General features: G+C 75.2%; 24 protein-coding genes. 20 read left to right on the top strand and 4 right to left on the bottom strand.

Going from position 1 to position 25,118, the window contains the following annotated elements:
• The first annotated feature begins 34 nt into the window (after window positions 1-34).
• The 10 genes from Q0858_RS03020 to Q0858_RS02975 all read left to right on the top strand — a co-directional run bounded on the left by Q0858_RS03020 (window position 35) and on the right by Q0858_RS02975 (window position 11,007).
• A complete protein-coding gene (locus Q0858_RS03020) occupies window positions 35-1,147 on the top strand; it encodes an ABC transporter substrate-binding protein (RefSeq protein WP_299050967.1) in 1,113 nt (370 codons plus the stop codon).
• Window positions 1,144-2,265, top strand: coding sequence for an iron ABC transporter permease (locus tag Q0858_RS03015; protein WP_299050964.1), 1,122 nt, complete (start codon window positions 1,144-1,146; stop codon window positions 2,263-2,265). The genes Q0858_RS03020 and Q0858_RS03015 overlap by 4 nt, the downstream gene beginning before the upstream one ends.
• Window positions 2,262-3,125, top strand: a complete 864-nt coding sequence (locus Q0858_RS03010) for a heme ABC transporter ATP-binding protein (RefSeq protein WP_299050962.1) — start codon at window positions 2,262-2,264, stop codon at window positions 3,123-3,125. The genes Q0858_RS03015 and Q0858_RS03010 overlap by 4 nt, the downstream gene beginning before the upstream one ends.
• Window positions 3,122-4,318, top strand: coding sequence for a hypothetical protein (locus Q0858_RS03005; RefSeq protein WP_299050961.1), 1,197 nt, complete (start codon window positions 3,122-3,124; stop codon window positions 4,316-4,318). Before Q0858_RS03010 ends, Q0858_RS03005 begins: the two co-directional genes overlap by 4 nt.
• Complete coding sequence (locus tag Q0858_RS03000) at window positions 4,315-5,610, top strand: hypothetical protein (RefSeq protein ID WP_299050959.1); 1,296 nt, start codon at window positions 4,315-4,317, stop codon at window positions 5,608-5,610. The genes Q0858_RS03005 and Q0858_RS03000 overlap by 4 nt, the downstream gene beginning before the upstream one ends.
• Complete coding sequence (locus Q0858_RS02995) at window positions 5,607-7,544, top strand: Ig-like domain-containing protein (protein WP_299050956.1); 1,938 nt, start codon at window positions 5,607-5,609, stop codon at window positions 7,542-7,544. The genes Q0858_RS03000 and Q0858_RS02995 overlap by 4 nt, the downstream gene beginning before the upstream one ends.
• A complete protein-coding gene (locus tag Q0858_RS02990) occupies window positions 7,541-8,212 on the top strand; it encodes a heme oxygenase (biliverdin-producing) (protein ID WP_299050953.1) in 672 nt (223 codons plus the stop codon). Before Q0858_RS02995 ends, Q0858_RS02990 begins: the two co-directional genes overlap by 4 nt.
• 121 nt (window positions 8,213-8,333) lie before the next feature.
• A complete protein-coding gene (locus tag Q0858_RS02985) occupies window positions 8,334-9,128 on the top strand; it encodes a purine-nucleoside phosphorylase (RefSeq protein WP_299050950.1) in 795 nt (264 codons plus the stop codon).
• A gap of 1 nt (window position 9,129) precedes the next feature.
• Window positions 9,130-9,942: an NAD(P)-dependent oxidoreductase gene (locus Q0858_RS02980; protein WP_299050948.1), complete on the top strand. Its 813-nt coding sequence runs from the start codon at window positions 9,130-9,132 to the stop codon at window positions 9,940-9,942.
• Between the two features lie 57 nt (window positions 9,943-9,999).
• The gene (locus Q0858_RS02975) at window positions 10,000-11,007 is read left to right on the top strand and encodes an aldo/keto reductase (RefSeq protein WP_299050945.1); all 1,008 of its coding nucleotides are present in this window, start codon (window positions 10,000-10,002) and stop codon (window positions 11,005-11,007) included.
• A 3-nt stretch (window positions 11,008-11,010) separates the two neighbouring features.
• Here the strand turns inward: Q0858_RS02975 and Q0858_RS02970 are convergent, their stop codons facing one another.
• Together Q0858_RS02970 and Q0858_RS02965 are read right to left on the bottom strand one after the other, a co-directional pair.
• On the bottom strand, window positions 11,011-11,796 hold the full coding sequence (locus Q0858_RS02970; RefSeq protein WP_299050942.1) for a putative protein N(5)-glutamine methyltransferase: 786 nt from the start codon (window positions 11,794-11,796) through the stop codon (window positions 11,011-11,013).
• Between the two features lie 14 nt (window positions 11,797-11,810).
• Window positions 11,811-12,119 carry a hypothetical protein gene (locus Q0858_RS02965; RefSeq protein ID WP_299050939.1) on the bottom strand — a complete coding sequence of 103 codons (309 nt, stop codon included), beginning with the start codon at window positions 12,117-12,119 and terminating at the stop codon, window positions 11,811-11,813.
• 26 nt (window positions 12,120-12,145) lie between these two features.
• Here Q0858_RS02965 and Q0858_RS02960 point away from each other — a divergent pair, with 26 nt between their 5' ends.
• Entirely contained in the window at window positions 12,146-13,846 is a 1,701-nt protein-coding gene (locus Q0858_RS02960) for a phospho-sugar mutase (protein WP_299051737.1), read from the top strand.
• A 151-nt stretch (window positions 13,847-13,997) separates the two neighbouring features.
• On the opposite strand, the gene Q0858_RS02955 is transcribed toward Q0858_RS02960, so the two are convergent.
• A complete protein-coding gene (locus Q0858_RS02955; protein ID WP_299050937.1) occupies window positions 13,998-14,651 on the bottom strand; it encodes a hypothetical protein in 654 nt (217 codons plus the stop codon).
• A gap of 115 nt (window positions 14,652-14,766) precedes the next feature.
• Here Q0858_RS02955 and deoC point away from each other — a divergent pair, with 115 nt between their 5' ends.
• The 6 genes from deoC (at window position 14,767) to Q0858_RS02925 (ending at window position 20,278) form a co-directional block, all read left to right on the top strand.
• Window positions 14,767-15,684 carry a deoxyribose-phosphate aldolase gene (deoC, locus tag Q0858_RS02950; protein ID WP_366915989.1) on the top strand — a complete coding sequence of 306 codons (918 nt, stop codon included), beginning with the start codon at window positions 14,767-14,769 and terminating at the stop codon, window positions 15,682-15,684.
• 5 nt (window positions 15,685-15,689) lie between these two features.
• Complete coding sequence (locus tag Q0858_RS02945) at window positions 15,690-17,126, top strand: aldehyde dehydrogenase family protein (RefSeq protein ID WP_299050931.1); 1,437 nt, start codon at window positions 15,690-15,692, stop codon at window positions 17,124-17,126.
• Window positions 17,126-18,016 (top strand): aldehyde dehydrogenase family protein, encoded by an 891-nt coding sequence (locus Q0858_RS02940; protein WP_299050929.1) that lies wholly within the window; start codon window positions 17,126-17,128, stop codon window positions 18,014-18,016. Before Q0858_RS02945 ends, Q0858_RS02940 begins: the two co-directional genes overlap by 1 nt.
• Before the next feature lie 61 nt (window positions 18,017-18,077).
• Window positions 18,078-19,175: a hypothetical protein gene (locus Q0858_RS02935; RefSeq protein WP_299050928.1), complete on the top strand. Its 1,098-nt coding sequence runs from the start codon at window positions 18,078-18,080 to the stop codon at window positions 19,173-19,175.
• 19 nt (window positions 19,176-19,194) lie between these two features.
• Entirely contained in the window at window positions 19,195-19,803 is a 609-nt protein-coding gene (locus Q0858_RS02930) for an ATP-binding protein (protein WP_299050926.1), read from the top strand.
• Complete coding sequence (locus tag Q0858_RS02925) at window positions 19,796-20,278, top strand: hypothetical protein (protein ID WP_299050923.1); 483 nt, start codon at window positions 19,796-19,798, stop codon at window positions 20,276-20,278. The genes Q0858_RS02930 and Q0858_RS02925 overlap by 8 nt, the downstream gene beginning before the upstream one ends.
• Before the next feature lie 810 nt (window positions 20,279-21,088).
• Here the strand turns inward: Q0858_RS02925 and Q0858_RS02920 are convergent.
• Window positions 21,089-22,174 (bottom strand): adenosine deaminase, encoded by a 1,086-nt coding sequence (locus tag Q0858_RS02920; protein WP_299050920.1) that lies wholly within the window; start codon window positions 22,172-22,174, stop codon window positions 21,089-21,091.
• 72 nt (window positions 22,175-22,246) lie between these two features.
• Between Q0858_RS02920 and Q0858_RS02915 the strand changes: the two genes are divergently transcribed.
• From Q0858_RS02915 to Q0858_RS02905, 3 genes are read left to right on the top strand one after another with little or no spacing between them, the layout of a single operon-like run.
• Window positions 22,247-23,437, top strand: a complete 1,191-nt coding sequence (locus tag Q0858_RS02915; protein ID WP_299050918.1) for an acyl-CoA dehydrogenase family protein — start codon at window positions 22,247-22,249, stop codon at window positions 23,435-23,437.
• The gene (locus Q0858_RS02910; RefSeq protein WP_299050915.1) at window positions 23,434-24,288 is read left to right on the top strand and encodes a CoA ester lyase; all 855 of its coding nucleotides are present in this window, start codon (window positions 23,434-23,436) and stop codon (window positions 24,286-24,288) included. The genes Q0858_RS02915 and Q0858_RS02910 overlap by 4 nt, the downstream gene beginning before the upstream one ends.
• Entirely contained in the window at window positions 24,285-25,103 is an 819-nt protein-coding gene (locus Q0858_RS02905; protein WP_299050913.1) for a hypothetical protein, read from the top strand. Before Q0858_RS02910 ends, Q0858_RS02905 begins: the two co-directional genes overlap by 4 nt.
• Window positions 25,104-25,118: the final 15 nt, after the last annotated feature.

The following is a 25,118-nucleotide window of genomic DNA, read 5'->3' as shown; positions in this document are numbered from 1 at the left end:
TTTAGGGCAGCCTTACCTAAACACCTGGAGCGTCATGACCCGCACCCGCCGCACCGCCCGCGTCGCCGCGGTGGTCCTCGCCGCCGTCGTCCTGCACACCGGGTGCGCGCCGCTGGGGTCCGGACCGGCCAGCGGCAGCGAGGACGGCGGCGAGCGGACGAGCGCGGTGCCGGCGATCGGCGACACCACGCCCCTCGACGACCCGCGGTCCTGGGAGGGCCCGGTCGACGTGACGCTGCCCGAGGAGTCCGTGGGGACGACGACGGCGCCGCGCCAGCAGCTCCCGGCGACCGTGACCGACGTCCAGGGCACCGAGGTCACGGTCACCGACACCAGCCGGATCCTCGCCCTCGACCTCAGCGGCACCCTGGCCCGCACCGTCTTCGAGCTCGGCCTCGGCGACTCCGTGGTGGGCCGCGACACCTCCTCGGGCTTCCCCGAGATCGCCGACCGCCCGCTGATGACCCAGGACGGCCACGAGCTCAACGCCGAGGCGATCCTCGGCCTGGACCCCACCGTGCTGATCACGGACACCTCGCTGGGCCCCTGGGACGTCGTCCTGCAGGTCCGGGACGCCGGCGTCCCGGTCGTCGTGGTCGACAACGAGCGCAGCCTCGACAACCTGGCGTCGCTCACGCAGCAGGTCGGCGACGCCCTCGGCGTGGGACCGGCGGCCGAGCGGCTGGGCAGCCGGATCGAGGCCGACGCCACCGAGGCCGCCGACGCCGTCGACGCCGCCGCCCCGGAGGCCGCGACCGACCGGCTGCGGACCGTCTTCCTCTACCTGCGCGGCCGCTCCGGCGTCTACTACATGTTCGGCGAGGGCTCGGGCGCCGACTCCCTGATCCGCGCCGCCGGCGGGTACGACGTCGCCGACGAGATCGGCTGGTCCGGGATGAAGCCCCTGAACGACGAGGGGCTGGTCGCCGCCCAGCCGGACGTCGTCATCACGATGACCAAGGGCCTCGAGTCGGTCGACGGCGTCGAGGGGCTGCTCGAGCAGTTCCCCGCCCTGGCCCGCACCCCGGCCGGCCAGCAGCGACGCGTCGTCACGATGTCCGACACGCAGGTGCTCGGCTTCGGGCCGCGGACGGCGGACGTCGTTAACGCCCTCGGCGTCGCCCTCTACTCCCCCGACGCGCTGTGACCGCCGTCCTGCCGGCACCGTCCCCGGCGACACCGCCGGCCCCGGACGCGACGACCCCGCCGCCCGAGGCGCCGCCGGCGCCCCGTCGTACGCGCGGTCGACTGCTGCTGCTCGGGCTCGTCCCCGCGCTGGTCCTCGCGTGCCTGGTCGCCGCCGGCTCCGGCCAGCTCCCGATCCCGGTGGCGGAGGTCGCCGGGTCGGTGCTGCACCGCCTCGGTCTCGACCTCGGGCCGCTGCCCGCCCACCCGCAGGGCGAGGCGACGCTGTGGCAGATCCGCTTCCCGCGCATCGTCATGGCCGCCACCGTCGGGGCGGCGCTGGCCGTGGCCGGCGCCCTCATGCAGGGCGTCTTCGGCAACCCGCTGGCCGAGCCGAGCGTCGTCGGCGTCTCGGCGGGAGCCGCCGTGGCCGCAGCGCTGGCCATCGTGCTCGGCCTCGACTTCGCCGGCGTCTGGACGATCGCCGCCTGCGCCTTCCTCGGCGGCCTGGTGACGACCCTCGCGGTCTACGCCCTGTCCCGCTCGGGCGGTCGCACTGAGGTCGTCACCCTCGTCCTCACCGGCATCGCGGTGAACGCCGTCGCCGGCGCCCTGCTCGCGCTCCTGCTCTTCCTCGCCGACACCCAGGCCCGGGAGCAGATCGTGTTCTGGCAGCTCGGCAGCCTCAACGGCAGCCGCTGGACCTACGTCGGCGTCGTCGTCCCCCTCACGCTCCTCGGCGCCGCGCTGGCGATGCGGTACGCCCGCCCCCTGGACCTGCTGGCCCTCGGCGAGCGGCCCGCGCGCCACCTCGGCGTGGACGTCGAGCGACTCCGCGTCGTCCTCGTCGTGGTCGTCGCGCTGCTGACCGCGGCCGCCGTCAGCTTCTGCGGGATCGTCGCCTTCGTCGGCCTCGTGGTTCCCCACCTGGTTCGCATGGTCGTCGGCCCCTCCCACCGGGTGCTGCTCCCGGCCTCACTGGTCGCCGGCGCGCTCGTGCTCGTCGTCGCCGACCTCGCCGCCCGCACCCTCGTCGCGTACGCCGAGCTGCCGCTGGGGATGCTCACCTCGCTGGTCGGCGGCCCCTTCTTCTTCTGGCTGCTCCGCCGCACCCGTCGTACGGCGGGGGGCTGGGCGTGAGCGCCCGCACGCCGGCCCCGACACCGGCCCCGACACCTGCCCCGACGCCGGCCCCGGCGCTCACGGCGGAGGGCCTGGAGGTCCGGATCGGTGGCCGCGCCTTGCTGCGCGGGGTCGACCTGCGGGTCGAGGCCGGCGAGGTGCTCGCGCTCGTCGGACCCAACGGCGCCGGCAAGTCCACGCTGCTGGCCGCGCTCGTGGGCGACCTGCCGGCCGCGGCGGGGTCCGTCCACGTGCACGGGCGGCCCGTCGCCGACTGGCGCCTGCGCGAGCTCGCGCGGGAGCGGTCCGTGACGACCCAGGAGCACCACCTCGCCTTCCCGTTCGCCGTCGCCGACGTCGTCGCCATGGGGCGCGCCCCCTGGCACGGCCGGCCCGAGTCCGACGACGACGAGACCGCGATCGCCGACGCCATGGCGCGGACCTCGACCCTGCCCCTCGCGGCCCAGACGTTCCCGACCCTGTCGGGCGGGGAGAAGGCCCGCACCGCCTTCGCCCGCACCCTCGCCCAGCGCGCCGGGATCTGGCTGCTCGACGAGCCCACGGCGGCGCTCGACCTCGGGCACGCCGACGACCTGCTGGCCGACGTCCGTCGCGCCGCCGTCGGGGGCGTGGCCGCGGTCGTCGTCCTGCACGACCTGTCGCTGGCCGCCGCGTGGGCCGACCGCGTGGTCCTCCTCGAGGCGGGCGAGGTCGTCGCGGACGGCCCTCCCGACGCCGTCCTGACCGCCCCGCGGCTCACGTCGGTCTACGCCCACCCGGTCGAGGTGCTGCGGCACCCCGCCACCGGCGCGCTGCTCGTCCTGCCCCGGCGCGCCGCTCGTCCCGCCGCACACCAGCTCGAGGAGAGCACCCCATGAGCCACCTGCTCGCACCCACCGCCCGACCCCTCCTGGCGCTGGCCCTGGCCGCCACCGGGGTCCTCGCCGCCGCCGCCCCGGCCGCGGCCGACCCCTCGGTGTCGGTGACCAACGACCGCGGCAGGTCCGCGGCCGACCTGACCTACCGGACGTCGTTCACCGTCCGGGGCAGCGGCTTCCAGTCCGTGCAGGGCGGCTTCGGCGGCGTCTACCTGGCCTTCGGCTGGGTCAGCGACCCCGGGGGCGGGTCCTGGAAGCCGTCGCGCGGCGGCACCAGCGGCGACGACTACCGCTACGTCCCCGACTCCGAGACCGGCAGCAACGCGGGCTACCTCCGCTTCGTCGCCTTCCCCGGCAGCTCGACGGCGAACGAGGCCCATGCGGTGATGGGCTCCTCGGGCTCCTTCGAGGTCGACCTGGTCGTGCCCGGCCCCGTCTTCGAGAGCCTCGACCGCGACGGGAACGCCACCTCCGTCGACTGCCGTGAGGTCACCTGCGGCGTGATCACCTTCGGCGCGCACGGCGTCCGCAACGCCCGCAACGAGTCCTTCACCCCGGTCGCCTTCGAGGACGTGTACGACGCCGCGCCGGGCGACGAGGCGGCCGCCGACGACCCGGGTGGCGGCGACACCGACAGCGCCGGGACCCCCGACGACCCGCAGGCCGCCGCCGGCGGCGACGGTCGCGGCCAGGAGAAGGGCGGGAAGCAGAAGGGCGGCGCCGTCCGCGTGGCCGTCGACAAGCGCACCGCGCAGGCCGGCCACGCGATGGCGTTCACCGCCCGGGGCTTCACCCCCGGCGAGCAGGTCGTCGCCGTCCTCGACGACGGCGTCGTCTCCCTGGGCCCCCTGACCGCCGGCACCGGCGGCGAGGTCGCCGGCGTCCTGCCCCTGCCGGACGACATCGGCGCCGGCACCCACGAGCTGCGGGTCAGCGGGGCGGCCTCGGAGGTCTCCGCCCGCGAGCGTTTCCCCGTCGCGGGCTCCGCGGCCCCGACGACCACCGAGGCCCCCGAGCCGCAGGCGGCGGGCTGGTCGCTGGGCCCCGTGCCCCTGTCCCTGCTCTTCGTCCTCCTCGCCACCGCCGTCCTGCTGGCGGTCACGGGCTGGCGGGTACGACGGCATCTGCGGGGCCGTCGTACCCGTCGTGCCCGGGCGCAGGCCGCGACCGAGCCCGCCGCGGTGACCGCGTGAGGCGCCTCGCGGTGGGGGTGCTGCTCGCGGCGCTCGTGCTGGTCGCCGCGCCGCCGGCGTACGCCACCGAGGAGACCCCGGGCCCGAGCGACCCGCCGACCGACGAGGAGGAGTCGAGCGTCGTCGTCCTGGACGACGCCCAGCTGGCGTGGGGGCTCAACCTGGAGGCGTCCAACCGGGCGTTCGCGCCCGGGACCGTCAACATGCTGGGCGCCGGGACGATCAACCCGGGTGGCGGGGGCCGGAAGGTCACCCCGGACCTGTGGCGCCCACGGGACGGCGACGTCCGGATCGAGAAGGCCGGCACCGACGACGTCTACCGGCCCGCGACCTGGGCCGGCCTGTTCACGCAGTCCGACGGCTCCGACCTGGGGAGCCCGTCGGCGGGCACCTTCAGCAACCACCGCGTCGTCCTCGACGGCGGGAGCGGCGAGGTCGACCCGGGAGCCGGCACCGCCGAGATCGCCTGGGACGGGACCTTCACCGTCCTCTTCTACTCCGGCATGTCGACCTTCACCGTCTCCGACCCCGTGCTCGAGGTGACCCCGCGGCGGGCCGTCCTGCGCGGCACGCTCGGCGGCTGGGCCAGCTCGATGGACGACGCGTCGAAGTGGGAGCCGATGCGGCCCGCCGAGGTGGTCCTCGCCGACCTCGACCGGTCCGCCCTGGACCTCCCCGCGACCGGTGGCCTCACCGCCGCCCCGGCCTACGCCGGCGTCCGGTACGACGCCCCCGCCGACGCCGCCCCGCAGGTGCGGACCGGCGAGGCGTGGGGCTCCTGGCCGCGGTCGTTCGTGGACTTCCAGCAGCGCGCCGGGTCGGCGTCGTACTGGTACTCGTCCGGCGGCGCGACCGACGCCTGGAAGGTGGCCACGCCCCTGACCGTCAGCTGGGAGGCGAGCGACCCCCTGGACCCGCCGACGCCACCGCCGCCCGTCGACGCCGGTGACGACCCCGACCAGCCCGACGCCCCGGACGCCCCGTCCCCGCCGCCCGACACCGGCGGCGTCACCCCGCCGGGCCCGACGTCGTCCTCGACACCGACGACGTCGGCGGGCGGGGCCACCGACCGGACGCCCCGTGGCGGCTCCGCGGCCACCCCCGCGGCCCCGGTCGCGGCCCCGCCGCCGGTGAGCCGCGCCCTCGAACCCGTCGCCTCCCCGGTGACGACCCCGGACCACCGCTGGCACTGGTGGGTCGGATCCCTGCTGCTGCTCGGAGCAGCAGCGCTCCTCGTGCCGAGAGTCCGCCCCACGACCCGCAACCGCTCCACCCCGAGAGGAAACCCATGAGGAACACCCGAGGTGCGCTCGGCGCACTCACCGTCGCGGCCCTGGTCGGCGGCACGCTCGCCGGCGCACCCACCGCGTCCGCCGCACCACACGTTGCAGCCCAGGCGCCCGTCACGGTCGACGACGTCGACCTCACCTGGGCCGTCAACAAGGAGGCCGGCAGCGGCGCCTTCGCCCCCGGCACCTGGAACCTGGTCTCCGCCGGGCGCATCGGGACCCCCGGTGAGGGCGGGCAGTCCCTGAGCACCGCCGACCAGGGCGCCACCTGGGGCAACGGCGAGGCGGCCGGCTGGAGGGCGACCGCGGGCGACGTCGTCGTCGAGGACCTGGCGGCCGACGGCAGCTACGCCCCGACGAGCTTCGCGGGCACCCGCACCGACTCGACCGGCAGGCAGATCACCGCGGTCTCCGGCAACAGCGAGAACCGGCTGGTCTTCGGCGCCGGGAGCGGCACCGTCGACCCCGACGCGGGCACCGCCTCGATCTCGTGGGACGGGGACGCGACCGTCCTCTTCTACTCCGGCATGACGTACTTCCACGTCGCCGACCCCGCGCTGGAGGTCGCCGAGGACGGCACCGCCGAGCTCACCGCGACCGTCGACGGCTACGCCACCTCGATGGACGACCCCGACCGCTGGGACGCCCTGGACCCCGAGCGGGTCACCGTCGCGACCCTCACCGGGGTCCAGGTCGACTCCGACGGGTTCACCGTCACCCCCGACTACCGCGAGGTCGTCTACGACGCCCCGAGCGGCGCCACCGCCCAGAACCGGACCGCCGCGACGTGGGGTGCCTTCCCGCAGGACTTCGTGGACTTCGCCCAGCTCACCGGCGCGGGGCCGTACTGGTACTCCACCGGTGGCAGCGCCGACGCCCGCAAGCCGGCCGAGCCGCTGACGGTCGCGTACGACGCCTCCGCCCCGGCCACCGAGCCCACCGTCGAGGTCTCCGACACCACCCTGCTCCCCAGCGGCGCGCAGGACGTGACCGTCACCGGCGAGGGCTTCGACCCCGCCGCCGCGACCGCCACCCGGCCGCCGCTGGCCGGCAAGCCGGGCGGGGTCTACGTCGCGCTGGGCTCGTACGACGAGGTCTGGCGCCCGTCCGCCGGCGCCCCGTCGACCGCGCGACGCAACGTGCAGTCGGCCACGAAGTGGGCCGTGTTGGCCGAGGACATGACCACCATCGGCGGCGACGCGCGCGGCGCCATCGAGCTGACCCCCGAGGGCACCTTCTCCACGACGCTGCGCGTCGACAAGGCGGACGTCGACGCCCTCGGCGCGGGCGCCGTCGGGATCTACACCTACCCGGGCGGTGGCGCCGCGGCCCCGTCGTACGAGAAGGCGACGCCGCTCACCTTCGCGAAGGCCGCCCCGACGGTGCGGCTGGCGGCCCCGCGGACGACGTACGGCAGCGCGGCGACCGTCACCGCGACCGTCACGGGCGAGTCCTCCCCCACCGGTGACGTCGTGCTCACCCGCGACGGCACCGCGGTCGGGACGGCCGCCCTGACCGACGGCAGCGCCACCTTCACCCTGCCCCGCGACCTCACCGCCGGCTCCTACGCGCTCGTCGCGTCGTACGCCGGGGACGCCAACACCGAGGCGGGCGAGCGGAGCGGCACCCTGCGGGTCGCGAAGGCCGCGACGTCGACCACCACGAAGGTCACGAAGGCACCCACGCGGACGAGGGCGGGCGCGGCCCGCGTCGTCGTCGCCACGGACTCGGGCCGCGCGCTCGGCGGCCGCTCCTCGGTCGTGCTGCGCCGTTCCAACGGCTCGACGGTCCGCTCCTGGACCCCGGGGGTCGCGAAGCCGTCGACGATCGCGCTGCCGAAGCTCGCCGCCGGCACCTACCGCCTGGTGACGTCGTACGCCGGGGACGCGAACCACGCGGCCGCGAGGAACACCACGGTCAGGTTCACGGTCCGATGACGCTCACCGAGCCGACGACCGAGGTCGAGATGCCCCTCTCGCGCGCGATGCGGGAGGGCTCGGCCGCCGAGCACGAGGCCGCGGAGGGCTCCGCCTTCCTCACCGAGCTGCTCGGCGGCCGGCTGACCCGCCCGGCGTACGTCGCCTACCTGGTGCACCTCCGCGTCGTGTACGCCGCCCTCGAGGCGTCGCTCGACGAGCACGCCGCCCACCCGGCGGTGGCCGCCGTCCACGACCCCGCGCTGGCGCGGGTCGCCCGGATCGACGCCGACCTGGCGTGGTGGACGGCCGACACCTCCCTCCCGGAGGCCGGGCCGGCCGCCCGCGCGTACGCCGCCCGCATCGCCGCGGCCCGCGACGAGCCGACCCTGCTGGTGGCGCACCACTACACGCGCTACCTCGGGGACCTCTCCGGCGGACAGGTCGTGGGTCACGGGCTCGCCCGCGTCTACGACCTGCCCCGGCGCGGGGAGGGCCTGTCGTTCTACTCCTTCGCGGAGGTCGGCAAGCCCAAGCCCTACAAGGACGCCTACCGAGCCCGCCTCGACGCCCTCCCCCTCGGTCCCGTCGACCAGGAGGCCGTGGTCGAGGAGGTGCGCGCGGCGTTCCGCCACAACCGGGCCGTCTTCGCCGAGCTCGCCCAGCTCATGCCCGCCTGGCGGGTCTGACGGTCCTCACCGCCCCGTCGAGGACCAGTGCCGCAGATCGCCCGCACCCGGTGCGTGCGATCTGCGGCACTGTCGTCCCGGACGCCGCACCACGCCTGCGGCCTCAGTAGGGTCACCTCCCGTGAGCGACGCGAAGCAGCAGGCACAGGCAGCGGCGACGGCCCTGGCGGAGGCGACGGGGGTCGAGCGGCACGACGTGGCCGTCGTGCTGGGGTCCGGGTGGCTCCCCGCGGTCGACCTGCTGGGCGAGACCGTGGCCGAGCTGAGGACGACCGACCTGCCCGGCTTCGCGCCGCCGGCGGTCGAGGGCCACGCGGGCACCGTCCGCTCCGTGAGGGCCGGCGACACCCGCCTGCTGGTCTTCGCCGGGCGCACCCACCTCTACGAGGGCCTCGGCACCCAGCCCGTCGTCCACGGCGTCCGCACCGCCGCCGCGGCCGGGTGCCGCGCGATCGTGCTCACCAACGGCTGCGGCGGGCTGAAGGAGCACTGGGCGCCCGGCACCCCCGTGCTCATCAGCGACCACCTCAACCTCACCGCGACGAGCCCCCTGGAGGGGGCGACGTTCATCGACCTCACCGACCTGTACGCCGCCCGCCTGCGCGCGCTGTGCCAGGAGCTCGACCCGTCGCTGGAGGAGGGCGTCTACGCCCAGTTCCCCGGACCCCACTACGAGACCCCCGCCGAGGTCCGCATGGTCAAGGCCATGGGCGGCGACCTCGTCGGCATGAGCACCACGCTGGAGGCCATCGCCGCCCGCGAGGCGGGCATGGAGATCCTCGGCATCAGCCTCGTCACGAACCTCGCCGCCGGCATCTCCGAGGCCCCGCTCGACCACGCCGAGGTCCTCGAGGCCGGACGCGCCGCCGCCGGCCGCATGGGCGACCTGCTCGCCCGCATCGTCCCCAGGATCTGAGGTGCGGGTCCTCGTCACCGGTGCCGCGGGCAGCGTCGGGCGCACCCTGGTCGCGGGTCTCGCCGCCGCAGGGCACGAGGTCGTCGGGCTCGACCTGCTCCCCGACCCGGCCGGGGCGACCACCTGGCACGTCGCCGACTGCACCGACGCGGACGCCGTCCACGAGGCCGTCGGCGCCCAGCCGCTCGACGCCGTCGTCCACCTCGCCGGTGACCCCGGCGAGACGTCGCTGCCGGAAGCCCTGTCGGGCCACGTCGTCTCGACCGGCGCGCTGCTCGACGCGATGCTGGCCCACGGCGTGGGCCGGATGGTCTACGCCTCCTCCAACCACGCCGTCGGGCGCCACCCCCGCGCCGAGCTGACGGACGGCGTCCTGACCGTCGACGTCCGGGTGCGCCCCGACACCTTCTACGGCGTCGGCAAGGTCGCCGCCGAGAGCCTCCTGAGCCTGTACGCCGACCGGTACGGCCTCGACGTCCTCGCCTGTCGGATCGGCTCGTTCGAGGAGCACCCCACCACCGTCCGGCACCTCTCCACGTGGCTGTCGCCCGACGACTGCATCCGGATGGTTCACGCCTGCCTGGTCGCCCCGGCGCCCGGGTACGCCGTCCTCCACGGCATCTCCGCGAACACCCGCGCGTGGTGGGACCTCGAGCCCGGACGCCGCCTCGGCTACGAGCCCGCCGACGACGCCGAGGACTACGCGGCCGACGTCGAGCGGCGGGAGGCGGACGACGCCGAGGGCGCCGTCGTCGGCGGACCCACCACGTTCGGTGACCTCGAGCGCCCCGCCCTGGACCGCCTCCCGTCCTGAGGCCTGTGAGTGGCTGTGGCGCGGAACACGCAGCGACGGCCGCCGGTTGGGACAGGCATGGACACACGCACCCTCGGCTCCACCGCCCCGCTCACCGTCTCCGCCCTCGGCCTCGGCTGCATGGGGATGTCGGAGTTCTACGGCACCGCGGACGAGCAGGAGGCGACCGACACCATCCACCGCGCCCTCGACCTGGGCGTCACCTTCCTCGACACCGCCGACATGTACGGCCCGTTCACCAACGAGCGCCTCGTCGGCGCCGCGATCGCCGGACGCCGGGACGAGGTCCAGCTCGCCACCAAGTTCGGCAACGAGCGCCGCGAGGACGGCAGCTGGGTCGGCATCAACGGCCGCCCCGACTACGTCCGCGCCGCCGCCGACGCGTCCCTGCAGCGCCTCGGGGTCGACGTCATCGACCTCTACTACCAGCACCGCGTCGATCCCGACGTCCCCATCGAGGAGACGGTCGGTGCCATGGCCGGGCTCGTCGAGGCCGGCAAGGTCCGCTTCCTCGGTCTCTCCGAGGCCGGCCCGCAGACCATCCGCCGCGCCCACGCCACCCACGCGATCACCGCGCTGCAGACCGAGTACTCGCTGTTCTCCCGCGACCTCGAGGACGACATCGCCCCCGTGCTCCGCGAGCTCGGGATCGGTCTCGTCCCCTACTCCCCGCTCGGCCGCGGCCTGCTGACCGGGGCCATCGGCTCGGCGTCCGACCTCGACGACTCCGACGCCCGCACCGCCCGATTCCCCCGCTTCCAGGGCGAGGCGTTCGACGCGAACCTCGCGCTGGTGGCGAAGATCCGTGAGCTCGCCGAGGCCAAGGACGCCACCCCCGGCCAGCTCGCGCTCGCCTGGGTGCTCGCCCAGCAGTCGCACGGCGCCCTCGACGGCGTCGGCGTCGCGCCGATCCCCGGCACCAAGCGGGTCCGCTACCTCGAGGAGAACGCCGGCGCCCTCGACGTCGTCCTCACCGCCGACGACCTCGCCGCCCTCGAGTCCGCGGTCCCGCGCGACGCGGTGGCGGGCGAGCGCTACAGCGACATGAGCACCATCGACCGCTGAGCCTCACCCGAGCTCGGCACGCACGACCCGCACGACGGCGGTCCCCTCCTCGGTGGCCGCCGTCGCTGCACGTCCCGGGCCCCCGACCGACGCCACGGCGGCGAGCGCTGTGGCGACCTGACCCGACGCCATCTCCGCGAGGACGACGCCGCCCGGCGCCAGCCACCGCTCCGCCGCCGCGACGAGGGACCGGAAGGGGTCCAGCCCGTCCGCACCGCCCAGCAGCGCCTCGGGTGCCTCGTGGTCACGGGCCTCGCGGGGCATGAGGTCCAGCTCGCCGTCCGGCACGTACGGAGGCACCGCGGCCACGACGTCGACCCGTCCGGCCAACGACGGCGGCAGTCCGTCGAGGACGTCGCCGGGGTGCACGGCCACCCGTCCACCGCCGTTCGTCCGGGCCGCCTCCAGGGCCCGCCGGTCGCGCTCGACGGCGTGCACCACCGCGCCGGGGACTCCCCCCGCGACGTGGGCGGCGACGGGAGCGACGCCGGCGTACGCCTCGACCACGACGGCACCCGGTCCGGCGGCGCGGGCCGCCACGACCGCCTGCCGGACGAGCAGCAGCGTCCGCTGCCGCGGCACGAAGCACCCGGGCGCCACCCGCAGCCGCAGCCCGCCGAGGTCGACCCACCCGACGACCTGCTCCAGCGGCTCGCCCGCGCAGCGCCGTCCGACGAGGGCCTCCAGCACGGTGCCGTCGGGAGCGGCCTCCCGCAGCAGGGCGGCCTCCTCCTCGGCGTACACGCAGCCGGCGGCGCGTAGCCGCGCGACCAGGCCGTCGTCCGTCATCGCGGGACCGCGGCTCAGCCCAGCGCGTCCGGGTGCTGGCGGACCTCGCGGTCTCCCAGCGGCGCGGCGAGGTCGACGAGCAGGGACACCTCGAGGGCCTCCATCGTCGTCATCCCCGGGGCGTCGGGGCGGGTGCCGGTGACGGTCGCGAGGCGCACCACCTGCTCGTCCTCGGCGACGACCGCGCGGACGCCGTACGCCGTCCGGTTCCCCTGCCAGCACCACACCCGCAGCTGCGTGTCCGAGACCGGTTCCCAGCGGTTCCACTCGACGACGTGCTCGCGCAGGAGGTCGGTGCGGGGCGTCTCGTCGCGGGCGGCCATGAGGGCGACGCTACGGTGCGACGGTGATCACCGACGACCTCCGCGCCCGCGCCCGCGCCTGGGTGGCCGAGGACCCCGACGAGCAGACCCGCGCCGAGCTGGAGACGCTCCTCGCGCGGGCCGAGGACGGCGACGAGGCCGCCGGCGCGGAGCTCGCGGACGCCTTCGACGGCACCCTCGAGTTCGGCACGGCCGGCCTGCGCGGGCGCCAGGGTCCTGGCCCGAACCGCATGAACCGCGTCGTCGTCACCCGCGCCGCGGCCGGCCTGGCGGCGTACCTGCTCGCCCAGGGCGCGAGGCCCGGCGACTCCGTCGTCATCGGGTACGACGCCCGCCACCACAGCGACACCTACGCCCGCGACACCGCCGAGGTCGTCACCGGCGCCGGCCTCACCGCGCTCACGCTCCCCCACGCGCTGCCGACCCCGGTGCTGGCGTACGCGATCCGAGAGCTCGACGCCGTCGCCGGTGTCATGGTCACCGCGAGCCACAACCCGCCCGCGGACAACGGCTACAAGGTCTACCTCGGCGACGGCAGCCAGATCGTGTCGCCCGCCGACGCGGGGATCGCCGAGCGGATCGCCGCGGTCGGGCCGCTGGCCGAGGTGCCCCGGGGCACGGGCGGCCGGACGCTCGACAGCCAGCTGCTGGACCGCTACCTCGACACCGTCGCCGACCTCGCCGAGGACGGTCCCCGCGACCTGCGGGTCGTCTACACCCCGCTGCACGGCGTGGGCGGCGGCACGGTCGGCACGGTGCTGGAGCAGGCGGGCTTCGACGCGCCCCACGTCGTCGGCCCCCAGGAGGAGCCCGACCCGGACTTCCCGACGGTCGAGTTCCCCAACCCCGAGGAGCCGGGCGCGATGGACCTCGCGATGGACCTCGCCGTCGAGGTCGGCGCCGACCTGGTGGTCGCGAACGACCCCGACGCGGACCGCTGCGCCGCCGCCGTCCCCGCGCCCGCCACCGAGCGCGGCTGGCGGATGCTCCGCGGCGACGAGGTCGGCGCGCTGCTCGGCTCCCACCTCCTCGCACGGGCGGCCGCGCACGGCGAGGAGGGTGTCTACGCCTGCTCGATCGTCTCCTCCTCGCTGCTGGGGCGGATGGCGCAGGCCGCGGGCCAGCGGCACGTCGAGACGCTCACCGGCTTCAAGTGGATCGGCCGGGTCGAGGGGCTGGCGTACGGCTACGAGGAGGCGCTCGGCTACTGCGTCGACCCCACCCACGTGCGCGACAAGGACGGCGTCTCTGCGCTGCTGCTGCTCTGCGAGATCGCCGCGCGGGCCAAGGCCGACGGTCGGACCCTCCTGGACCTGCTGGACGACCTCGCGATCGTCCACGGCCTGCACGCCACGGACCAGGTGTCGGTCCGGGTCACGGACATCTCGCAGATCGACGCCGTCCTCGCGAGGCTGCGCGCGCAGCCGCCCACCACGATGGGCGGCTTCGCGGTGACCTCGGCGGAGGACCTCGCCGACGGCGCCGGTGACCTGCCCCCGACCGACGGCCTGCGCTACCGCCTTGCCGAGGGCGGGCGGGTCGTCGTCCGCCCGAGCGGCACCGAGCCCAAGCTGAAGTGCTACCTCGAGGTCGTCGTAGGGGTGGACGCGACCGACGCCGAGCCCGATCAAGACGTACGCCGCGACGCCGTCGCCGCGGCCCGCATCGCCGCCGCCGGCCGCCTCGACGCCATCCGCGCCGACCTCGTCGAGGCCGCCGGCCTGTAGCCCCGCCGCGCGCTCGTGGTCCACAGGTCCTGGCCCCGGGGCCGGGTAGTCCCCTGGGCAACGGTCGTCCGGAGCCCCCGGGGACGACGGATCCTCAGGGGACTACCCGGCCGAGGGCGCCCCAGGCTGTGGAGGACGCCGGGTCGAGGTCTCAGACGAGGAGCAGCGCGGCCACGAACAGCAGGGCGCTGAGGCCCAGCGCAGCGACCGCGGGCGTCGAGACCTCCCGGCGTACGTCGGCCGCGAGTGCCTCCTGCTCGTCGGAGAGCACGCGGATGCCGCGGCGGGCGCGGGCGTTCTCGGCGAGCCGAGCGAGGCGCTCCTCGACGAAGTCCGGGTAGGGCTGACCCTCCCGCCTCCCCGCCGCCTTCGCCTCCGACGGACGTTCCGGCACGGCGGGCGCACCCGGGCCCGAGCGGGTGGCGAGCATGCCTCCGGACGCCAGCGCGCTGCGCATGCTCCGCGCCACCGCGGTGGAGACGTGGCGACGTCCGGCGACCTGGACCACGAGCATCCGGGTGAGCGCGAGCCGCTCGACCGCGGCGAGCGGGATCTCGGTGCGCGAGAGCGGCCCGGTCAGCACCAGGGTCTCCTGGTCCACGACCCGCACGGAGGGGCGCAGGAAGACCACCCACACGACCACGGCACCGAGCAGGCAGCCCGCGGCCAGGGGCAGGTCGCGGCCCTGGAGGCCGTCGACGAGGGCGATGGCGAGCAGCAGCGCGCCGAGCACCCCGGCGACGACCGGCATGAGCAGGCCCCCGGTGCCCGGGAACCGCTCGACGTGCGCCTGGTCGTCGTTCACGGCAGCCAGCCTAGGCACCCGACCCGACCTCCGCGGAGGCTCCTAGACTGCCTCGGTGACTGCACCGACCATCGACCCCGCCGCGGGGACCGCCGCGGGCGCCGACCTCGACGGGGTGACGCGCGACGAGGCGTCGCTCCGCCGCTTCCTCCACGGCCTGCCCGGGGTCGACCAGGTCGGCGCGGACGCCCGCGCGGCGACCCTGTCGACACGGTCGATCAAGACCACCGCGAAGGCGCAGGCGATCGACCTGGCCATCGGGATGGTCGACCTCACGACCCTCGAGGGCCAGGACACCCCCGGCAAGGTCCGCGCGCTGGCCAGCAAGGCGATGCGCCCCGACCCCTCCGACCCGACCTGCCCCGCCACCGCCGCGGTCTGCGTCTACCCCGACCTCGTCGGCGTCGCGAAGCAGACGCTCGGCGCCTCCGGCGTGCACGTCGCCGCCGTGGCCACGGCCTTCCCGTCGGGTCGCGCGTCCCGCGAGATCAAGCTGGCCGACACCCGCGACGCCGTCGCGGCCGGCGCCGACGAGATCGACATGGTCATCGACCGCGGCGCGTTCCTGTCGGGGCGCTACCTGCACGTCTTCGAGGAGATCGTCGCGGTGAAGGAGGCCTGCGGGCCGGCCCACCTCAAGGTCATCCTCGAGACCGGCGAGCTCGTCACGTACGACGCCGTACGCCGCGCCTCGTGGCTGGCGATGATGGCGGGCGCGCACTTCATCAAGACCTCCACCGGCAAGGTGCAGCCCGCAGCGACACTGCCGGTGACCATGCTGATGCTGGAGGCCGTCCGCGACTTCCGCGCGGCCACCGGCACCCAGGTGGGCGTGAAGCCCGCCGGCGGGATCCGCACGACCAAGGACGCGATCAAGTTCCTGGTCACCGTCAACGAGGTCGCCGGCAGCGACTGGCTCGACCCGGACTGGTTCCGGTTCGGCGCCTCGACGCTGCTCAACGACCTGCTGCTGCAGCGCCAGAAGATGCAGACCGGCCGGTACTCCGGCCCCGACTACGTGACGGTGGACTGACTCTGATGGGCATCGACTTCGACTACGCCCCCGCCCCCGAGTCGACAGGGATCGTCGACATCAGGCAGTCCTACGGGCTGTTCGTCGACGGGCGGTTCCGCGACGGCCACGGGACGCCGTTCAAGACGGTCAACCCGGCCACCGAGGAGGTCCTCGCCGAGGTCGCCGAGGCCGACGCGAGCGACGTCGACGCCGCCGTGCGCGCCGCGCGGTCGGCGTACGAGAAGGTCTGGTCGCGGATGCCGGGCGCGGAGCGGGCCAAGTACCTGTTCCGCATCGCGCGGATCATCCAGGAGCGCGGGCGCGAGCTCGCCGTCCTGGAGTCGATCGACAACGGCAAGCCGATCCGCGAGGCCCGCGACGTCGACGTCCCGACCGTCGCCGCGCACTTCTTCTACTACGCGGGCTGGGCCGACAAGCTGAAGCACTCCGGGTACGGCGAGACGCCGCTCGGCGTCGCCGGCCAGGTGATCCCGTGGAACTTCCCGCTGCTGATGCTGGCGTGGAAGGTCGCGCCCGCGCTGGCGTGCGGCAACACCGTCGTCCTCAAGCCCGCCGAGACCACGCCGCTCACGGCACTGCTGTTCGCGGAGATCTGCCAGCAGGCCGACCTGCCCCCCGGCGTGGTCAACATCGTCACCGGCGCCGGCGCGACCGGCCAGGCGATCGTCGACCACCAGGGCGTCGACAAGATCGCGTTCACGGGCTCGACGGGCGTCGGCAAGGCCATCGCCCGCTCGGTGGCCGGCACGGACAAGCGCGTCACGCTCGAGCTCGGCGGCAAGGCCGCGAACATCGTCTTCGACGACGCGCCGGTCGACCAGGCCGTCGAGGGCGTCGTCACCGGCATCTTCTTCAACCAGGGCCACGTCTGCTGCGCGGGCTCGCGCCTGCTGGTGCAGGAGAGCATCGCCGACGAGTTCCTCGACCGCCTCAAGCGCCGCATGGCGACGCTGCGCGTCGGCGACCCGCTCGACAAGAACACCGACGTCGGCGCGATCAACTCCGCCGCCCAGCTCGCCCGGATCACCGAGCTCACCGAGGCCGGCGAGGCCGAGGGGGCCGGTCGCTGGTCGCCGGAGTGCGAGCTGCCGAGCCGGGGCTTCTGGTTCCCCCCGACGCTGTTCACCGAGGTCTCGACCGCGCACCGCATCGCGCGCGAGGAGATCTTCGGCCCGGTGCTGTCCGTGCTGACGTTCCGCACGCCCGACGAGGCGGTCGCCAAGGCCAACAACACGCCGTACGGGCTGTCGGCCGGCGTCTGGACCGAGAAGGGCTCCCGCATCCTCGCGATGGCGGGCCAGCTGCGCGCCGGCGTCGTCTGGGCCAACACGTTCAACAAGTTCGACCCGACCAGCCCCTTCGGCGGCTACAAGGAGTCGGGCTTCGGTCGCGAGGGCGGACGCCACGGCCTCGCCGCGTACCTGGAGGGTGGTCGCTGATGGCCCGCGAGCAGGCCCGGATCGACGTCCGGAAGACCTACAAGCTGTACGTCGGCGGGGCGTTCCCCCGCTCGGAGTCCGGCTACTCCTACGAGGTGCACGACAGCAAGGGCGGCTTCCTCGCCAACGCGTCGCTGGCCTCCCGCAAGGACGCCCGCGACGCCGTCGTCGCCGCCCGCAAGGCGCAGTCCGGCTGGGCCGGCCGGACGGCGTACAACCGGGGTCAGGTGCTCTACCGGGTCGCGGAGATCATCGAGGACCGCCGCCCGCAGTTCGTCGCCGCCGTCCGCTCCTCGGAGGGCCTGTCGGCCTCCCGCGCGGAGGCCGTGGTGGACGCGACCGTGGACCGTCTCGTCTGGTACGCCGGGTGGGCCGACAAGCTCACCCAGGTCGTCGGCAACGCCAACCCGGTGGCCGGGCCGTTCTTCAACCTCTCCACCCCGGAGCCGACCGGCGTCGTCGCCGTCCTCGCGCCGCAGGGCTCGAGCCTGCTGGGACTGGTCAGCACCATCGCCCCCGCGATCGTCACCGGCAACACCGTCGTCGTGGTGTCGTCGTACGCCCGCCCGCTGCCGGCGGTCACCCTCGGCGAGGCGCTGGCGACGTCCGACGTGCCCGGCGGGGTGGTCAACATCCTCACCGGCGACGCGCTCTCGGTCGGCCCGTGGCTGGCGTCCCACATGGACGTCAACGCGATCGACCTCGGCGGCCTCGCCGGGGTCGACGGCGGCGCGGAGGCCGCGGTCGCGATGCAGGTCGCCGCCGCCGACAACCTGAAGCGGGTACGCCGCGCGCCCGCCACCGAGCCCGACTGGACCCGCGAGCCGGGGCTGGACGCGATGACGGACTTCCTCGAGATCAAGACCGTGTGGCACCCGATGGGGGTCTGAGGAGACGGCTGAGCGCCCGTGCTCATGGCGCGGCCCGACCCTGCTGCGCCAGGGTGCTGCCATGCCTCGGAACCCTCGTGCCCTGACCGCTGCCGCCCTGCTCGCCCTGGCCCTGCCGCTGGGCGCGCTCGCCCCGGCGTCGGCCACCGGTGACAGCGAGCCGCCGCTGAGCTCGTCACGGCAGGGCGGGCCGTTCGTCTCCCAGGACGGCACGCAGGTGTCGGGGCCGAACACCTTCCCCCGCGACCTCGTGGTCGCGCCGAACGGGCTGCGCGCCTACCAGCTCGACGAGGACCGCCTCGCCGTCCTCGACGTCACCCAGCGCCCCTCCCCCGTCGTCGCCCGCGCGACCACGGTGTTCGGCTCCGACCTCGCGATGCGCCGCGACAGCCGGTGGGCGTACGTCGTGAACGACGACCGCCTCCAGGTCGTCGACGTCTCGAAGCAGCGTCCACGGCGGGTGCGGGAGATGTCGGCGGCGGTGCCGGACGACGCCCTCGACGTGGCGATCGCGCCCAACGGGAAGCACCTGTACATCTCCTACGGCAGCGGCTTCGGCGCTCCCGACCAGGGCGTCCGGGTGATGTCGCTGGCGAGCCCCGCCAAGCCCCGCCCCGTCGCCCGGGTGGACGTCGGCACCCTGCCCGCCGGGCTCGCCGTCAGCGGCGACTCGAAGCGGGTCGTGACCGCCAACGCGCTCGTCGGCGACGCCACCGTCATCGACACCTCCCGGCCCTCGAAGCCGCGCGTCATCCGCAAGCGCCTCGACCTCCCGTTCGACGTCGAGGCGGTCGCCATGGTCGGCAGCACGGCGTACCTCTGGGGCGCCGACGACTCCCGCCTCGCCGTGGTCGGCGCGGGCCGCGGGACGCTGAACCGGGTCAAGAACCTCGCCCCCGGCAACGACGGCGGCGGCTACATCGCCGTGTCGGGCGACAAGAGGTACCTCGTCGTCACCCACGACCAGCAGCCCGACGACCGCATCCTCACCATCGTCGAGCGCAACGGTCTGCGCCCGGTCCAGGCCTTCGTGGGCACCAGCTTCCCCGGTGGGCTGGACACCGCGGACCGCGGACCGGCGAAGGGTGACCTGTTCGTGGTGGCCGGCACGGGGCTCAGCAGCCCGGAGGGGTTCTTCCCGTTCACGCGCGCCGGATGAGGCACGGCAGAATGGGCGGATGCCGGCTCGGGTGATCGTCCTCGCCGGACCCTCGGGGTCCGGCAAGTCACGCCTCGCCGAACGCCTCGCGCTCCCGGTGCTGCGGCTGGACGACTTCTACAAGTCCGGCGGCGACCCGTCGCTGCCGTTGATCACCCACGGCCCCAACGAGGGCCTCGTCGACTGGGACCACCCCGACTCCTGGCTCCCCGACGAGGGCGTCGCCGCGCTGGTCGAGCTCTGCCGCACCGGCGAGGTGGACGTCCCCGTCTACGAGATCGCCCGCAACGGCCGCACCGGGACCCAGCGGCTGCACCTCGACGGCGCCCCGCTCGTCGTCGCGGAGGGCATCTTCGCCCCGGACGTGGTCGAGCCGCTGCGCGAGGCCGGGGTGCTGGCCGCGGCCTTCTGCGTACGCCGGCCCGCGCCGGTCACCTTCCTGCTCCGCCTGCAGCGCGACCTGCGGGAGCGCCGCAAGCCGCCGCTGATGCTGGTCCGGCGGGGTGTCGCCCTGATGCGCGAGCAGCGGCACGTCGTGGCCGACGCCGTCGCGAAGGGCTGCGAGGCCGTCGGCCTGCGGGAGGCCGAGGGCCGGGTCGCCGCCCTGCGCGAGTCCACCCGTGCCTGAGGTGCCCACGCTGCCCTGGGGTCCCGCCCTGCGCCAGCCGGACCGCTTCACCTGCGGCCCCGCCTGCGTCGTGGTCGCCCGCATGCTCGACGACCCGGCGTACGCCGCCCGCGCGCTGCCCCGCTTCGGGCCGGAGGTGCTCGAGACCCACCGCCAGGTCACGGCCTGGCCGCGGCTGCTCGGCACCCCGCCCTGGGAGGTCGCCCGCCTGCTGCCCGGCCGCCACCGCGTCGTCCCCGCCCGCCACGACCCGGGTGCCGGCTGGGACGGCGCCTCCGTCGGCTCCGCCCTGTTCGTCGGCAGCGCCACCCTCCCCCGCCACGTCGTCCTCGTGCTCGCCGCCGACGGCGACGACCGGGAGCTCTACGACCCCGCCCACGGCGGCCGGGTCCGCCGTACGCGCGCCCAGGCGGCCGGCCACACCCTCGGCCTCAGCGGCTGGGACCACCTCTGGGCGGTCGTCGCCCCGCGCTGAGTGACCGAAGCCCCACCGGAGGTCGAGGTGCTCCGAGCCCCGGCGAGGAGCCACGAGACCCGCTGACGATCCCGGCAAACCGACCACCGGTGATGACGCCCGCAGACCACGTGCCCGGGGTCTCGTGGCTCGGGCCTGGCGGCCCTCACACCTCGACCTCCGACGCCGCCTCAGCCCCACCGGAGGTCGAGGTGCTCCGAGCCCCGCCGAGGAGCCACGAGACCCGGTGACGGTCCCGACGAACCGACCACCGATGGTGACGCCCGCCGACCACGTGCCCGGGGTCTCGTGGCTCGGGCCCGGCGGCCCTCACACCTCGACCTCCGAAGCCGCCTCAGCCCCACCGGAGGTCGAGGTGCTCCGAGCTCTCGCGAGGAGCCACGAGACCCGGTGAGGATCCCGACGAACCGACCACCCGTGGTGACGCACGCCGGCCAGGTGCCCGGGGTCTCGTGGCTCGGGCCTGGCGGCCCTCACACCTCGACCTCCGACCCGCCTCAGCCCCACCCCGGCGAGGAGCCACGAGACCCGGTGACGCCCCGACCAGCCGACCACCGGTGATGACGCCCGCCGACCACGTGCCCGGGGTCTCGTGGCTCGGGCCTGGCGGCCCTCACACCTCGACCTCCGACGCCGCCTCAGCCCCACCGGAGGTCGAGGTGCTCCGAGCCCCGCCGAGGAGCCACGAGACCCGGTGAGGAACCCGACGAACCGACCACCGGCGATGACGCCCGCCGACCACGTGCCCGGGGTCTCGTGGCTCGGGCCTGGCGGCCCTCACACCTCGACCTCCGACGCCGAGGCGACCGTTCAGGCGCCGAGCGCGGCGTACCCCGGCTTGATGACGTCCTCGATGAGCGCGAGGCGCTCGTCGAAGGGCCAGAAGGCGGACTTCATGGCGTTGATCGTGAACCAGCGCAGGTCGGCGGGGCCGTAGCCGAAGGCCTCGACCAGCGCGTGCATCTCGCTGGTCATCGAGGTGCGGCTCATCAGCCGGTTGTCGGTGTTGACGGTGACCCGGAAGCTGAGGTCGCGCAGCAGCCCGATGGGGTGCTCGGCGATCGAGGCCGCGGCACCGGTCTGCACGTTCGAGGCGGGGCACATCTCGAGGGGCACGCGGTTGTCGCGCACGTACGACGCCAGCCGGCCGAGCGTGACCGTGCCGTCGTCGGCGACGGTGATGTCGTCGACGATCCGGACGCCGTGGCCGAGGCGGTCGGCGCCGCACCACTGGATGGCCTCCCAGATCGACGGCAGGCCGAACGCCTCGCCGGCGTGGATCGTGAAGTGGGCGTTCTCGCGCTGGAGGTACTCGAACGCGTCCAGGTGGCGGGTCGGCGGGTGGCCGGCCTCGGCGCCGGCGATGTCGAAGCCGGCGACGCCCTCGTTGCGCCACTGGATCGCCAGCTCCGCGATCTCCCGCGAGCGCGCCTGGTGGCGCATGGCGGTGAGGAGCTGGCGGACGACGATCGGCGTCCCGGCCGCGCGGGCGGCGGTCATGCCGTCCTCGAAGCCGGCGCGCACGGCGGCGACGGTCTGGTCCAGCGACAGGCCCTGCTCGACGTGCTGCTCGGGGGCCCAGCGGACCTCGGCGTACACGACGCCGTCGGCGACCAGGTCCTCCACGCACTCGCGGGCGACGCGGCGCAGGTGGTCCTCGGTCTGCATCACCGCGACGGTGTGGACGAACGTCTCCAGGTAGCGCTCCAGCGAGCCCGAGTCGCAGGCCTCGGCGAACCAGGTCGCCAGGTCCTCGGCGCTCGCGTCGGCGGCGACGGGCAACTCGTGGCCGATCTCGCGGGCCAGCTCCAGCACGGTCGACGGGCGGAGCCCGCCGTCCAGGTGGTCGTGGAGCAGCACCTTCGGGGCACGTCGTACGTCGTCGCGGCTGAGCATGGTCGGATCCTCTCAGGAGCGGGGCGACGGAACAGAATGGACGACGACGCACCCACCGAGCGAAGGAGCGGCATGACAGGGCTGTCCGACGAGGAGCGCGAGATCGTGGCGCTCGTGGCCGACTGGGTCGACCGGGAGGTCCGACCCGTCGTCCGGGAGCTGGAGCACGCGAACACCTACCCCGAGGCGCTCGTCGAGCAGATGAAGCAGCTCGGCGTGTACGGCCTCGCCGTACCGGAGCCGTGGGGCGAGACCGCCGTCTCGACGCCTTGCTACGCCGCGGTCACCGAGGAGCTGGCGCGCGGCTGGATGAGCCTCGCCGGCGCCATGGGCGGCCATACCGTGGTCGCGAAGCTGCTGGTCGACCACGGCACCCCCGAGCAGCGCGACCGGTGGCTGCCGCGCATGGCCACCGGCGAGCTCCGCGCGACGATGGCGCTCACGGAGCCCGGCGGCGGCTCCGACCTGCAGGCGCTGCGGACGACGGCCCGCCGCACCGAGGGTGACTCCGGTGACTGGGAGGTCCACGGCTCCAAGACCTGGATCTCCAACGCCCGCCGCTCCGGCCTCGTCGCCCTGCTGTGCCGCACCGACCCCGACGCCGAGCCGGCGCACCGCGGCATCAGCATCCTCATGGTCGAGAAGCCCGTGGACGGCGACCTGCCGGGCTTCGAGGTCTCCCGCGACCTGCCGAAGCTCGGCTACAAGGGCGTCGAGAGCTGCGAGCTGACCTTCTCCGGGCTCCGGGTGCCCGGCGACGCCGTCCTCGGTGAGCAGGAGGGCCGCGGCTTCGCGCAGATGATGCGTGGGCTCGAGATCGGCCGGATCCAGGTCGCCTGCCGCGCCCTCGGCGTCGGTCGCGCGGCGCTGGAGGACGCGCTCGCCTACGCCCAGCAGCGCGAGAGCTTCGGCAAGCCGATCTGGCAGCACCAGGCGGTCGGCAACCACCTCGCCGACATGGCCACCCAGCTCGAGGCCGCCCGCCAGCTCACGCTCCACGCGGCGCGGACCTACGACTCCGGCGCCCGCGCCGACCTGGAGGCCGGGATGGCCAAGCTGTTCGCCTCCGAGACCGCGATGAAGGTCGCGCTGGACGCCGTCCGCGTGCACGGCGGCTACGGCTACTCCACCGAGTACGACGTCGAGCGCTACTTCCGCGACGCCCCGCTGATGATCGTCGGCGAGGGCACCAACGAGATCCAGCGCAACGTCATCGCCCGCCAGCTGGTGGCCCGCCACCCGGTCGAGGGGAGCACCCGATGAGCAGCGCCACGGCGGTGACCTGGCTGTTCGTGCCCGGCAGCCGCGCCGACCGCTTCGACAAGGCCGTCGCCGCCGGCGCCGACGAGGTGGTCGTCGACCTCGAGGACGCCGTCGGCCCGGACAGCAAGAACGCCGCCCGCGCCGACGTCGCCGCCTGGCTGGCGGGGTCCGGCTCGGCCTGGGTCCGCGTCAACGCCGCGACCACGCCGTGGCACGCCGCGGACGTCGCCGCGCTGGCCGGCCCCGACCGTCCCGCCGGGCTGCGCGGCCTGGTGCTGCCGAAGGCCGAGGACCCCGACGTCGTACGACGCCTGGCCGGCCTGCTGGTCGCCTCGGGGGCCGGCGCGGGAACGGGGGCGGGCCTGGTGCCGCTCGTCGAGTCCGCCCTGGGGGTCGTGCAAGCGCTCGACCTCGCGCGGGTGCCGGGCGTGACGCGGCTGGCGTTCGGGTCGATCGACTACGCCCTCGACCTCGGTGCGGAGGAGGACCCCGACGTCCTCGCCCACGCCCGCTCGACGCTCACCACCACGTCCCGGGCGGCCGGGATCGCGCCGCCTGTCGACGGGGTCACCGCCGACGTCCGCGACCTCGACCTCGCCGCCGAGGACGCGCGGCGGTCGGTCCGCTTCGGGTTCGGCGGCAAGCTCTGCGTGCACCCCTCCCAGGTGGCGGTGGTGCGCGACGCCTTCGCGCCCGCCGCCGACCAGCTCGCCTGGGCGCGCGACGTCCTCGCCGCCGCGGAGCAGGCCCCGGCCGGTGAGGCGTTCGCCCACGACGGCGCCATGGTCGACGCCCCGGTGCTGGCGCGGGCCCGCGCGCTCCTCGCCCGGGCCCCCGGGAGCGCGTCGTGACGACCGAGGCCACCGAGGTCCTGCAGCCGGACGTCGCGCTGGCGGTGGCCGGGCTGCTCGACGTCCCGGCGCCCGCGGACGGCGTCCTGCCGCTGATGTGGCACTGGTTCCACCTGCTCGACCGGCCCCGCACCGCCGACCTCGGCCCGGACGGCCACCCGACGTCCGGCGGCCCCGTCGACCCGCCCGGCGCCGGACGTCGCCGGATGTGGGCCGGCGGCGAGGTCACCAGCCTCGGCCCGCTCCGCCTCGGGGAGCCCGCGACGCGTCGTAGCGCCGCCCGCGCGCCGGTGGTCAAGGACGGCCGCTCCGGGCGCCTGGAGTTCGTCTCCGTCGACCACGAGGTCGTCCAGCACGGACGGGTCGTCGTCCGCGAGCGGCAGGACCTCGTCTACCGCGACGCGCCGTCCGTCGACCCGGCCGAGGCACCGCCCGACCCGGAACCCGTCGACCCCGTGCCCCTCGCGGACGGCGACCGGCCGCTGGCGATCACGCCGCCGCTGCTGTTCCGCTTCTCGGCGCTGACCTACAACGGCCACCGGATCCACTACGACCGCGACCACGCACGCCGCACCGAGGGCTATCCCGGCCTCGTCACGCACGGGCCCCTGCAGGCCCTCGCGATGGCGGAGGCGGCGCGCGCCGAGGGCGTCGCCACCGAGCCGGGGTTGACGTGCCGCTACCGCCTGGTGTCGCCGCTGTTCGACCACCAGGGGCTCGTCGCGCGGGCCGACCGCGACGGCTCCGGAGCCACGGCCACCGTCCGCGACCTGGGCGGCCGGACGACGGCCCGGGCCGAGTTCACCCTCGGGTGAGCCGGCGCTACCGTC

It is taken from the genome of uncultured Nocardioides sp., from assembly GCF_947489365.1.
GTDB lineage: Bacteria > Actinomycetota > Actinomycetes > Propionibacteriales > Nocardioidaceae > Nocardioides.
This window is presented reverse-complemented; position numbering and strand designations above follow the sequence as displayed.

Bases quoted from the DNA above. Each gene is read 5' to 3' on its own strand.
- Q0858_RS03020 (WP_299050967.1), top strand. From the start codon at position 35: ATGACCCGCACCCGCCGCACCGCCCGCGTCGCCGCGGTGGTCCTCGCC.
- Q0858_RS03005 (WP_299050961.1), top strand. From the start codon at position 3,122: ATGAGCCACCTGCTCGCACCCACCGCCCGACCCCTCCTGGCGCTGGCC.
- Q0858_RS02995 (WP_299050956.1), top strand. From the start codon at position 5,607: ATGAGGAACACCCGAGGTGCGCTCGGCGCACTCACCGTCGCGGCCCTG.
- Q0858_RS02990 (WP_299050953.1), top strand. From the start codon at position 7,541: ATGACGCTCACCGAGCCGACGACCGAGGTCGAGATGCCCCTCTCGCGC.
- Q0858_RS02975 (WP_299050945.1), top strand. From the start codon at position 10,000: ATGGACACACGCACCCTCGGCTCCACCGCCCCGCTCACCGTCTCCGCC.
- Q0858_RS02970 (WP_299050942.1), bottom strand. From the start codon at position 11,796: ATGACGGACGACGGCCTGGTCGCGCGGCTACGCGCCGCCGGCTGCGTG.
- Q0858_RS02965 (WP_299050939.1), bottom strand. From the start codon at position 12,119: ATGGCCGCCCGCGACGAGACGCCCCGCACCGACCTCCTGCGCGAGCAC.
- Q0858_RS02945 (WP_299050931.1), top strand. From the start codon at position 15,690: ATGGGCATCGACTTCGACTACGCCCCCGCCCCCGAGTCGACAGGGATC.
- Q0858_RS02940 (WP_299050929.1), top strand. From the start codon at position 17,126: ATGGCCCGCGAGCAGGCCCGGATCGACGTCCGGAAGACCTACAAGCTG.
- Q0858_RS02935 (WP_299050928.1), top strand. From the start codon at position 18,078: ATGCCTCGGAACCCTCGTGCCCTGACCGCTGCCGCCCTGCTCGCCCTG.
- Q0858_RS02930 (WP_299050926.1), top strand. From the start codon at position 19,195: ATGCCGGCTCGGGTGATCGTCCTCGCCGGACCCTCGGGGTCCGGCAAG.
- Q0858_RS02920 (WP_299050920.1), bottom strand. From the start codon at position 22,174: ATGCTCAGCCGCGACGACGTACGACGTGCCCCGAAGGTGCTGCTCCAC.
- Q0858_RS02915 (WP_299050918.1), top strand. From the start codon at position 22,247: ATGACAGGGCTGTCCGACGAGGAGCGCGAGATCGTGGCGCTCGTGGCC.
- Q0858_RS02910 (WP_299050915.1), top strand. From the start codon at position 23,434: ATGAGCAGCGCCACGGCGGTGACCTGGCTGTTCGTGCCCGGCAGCCGC.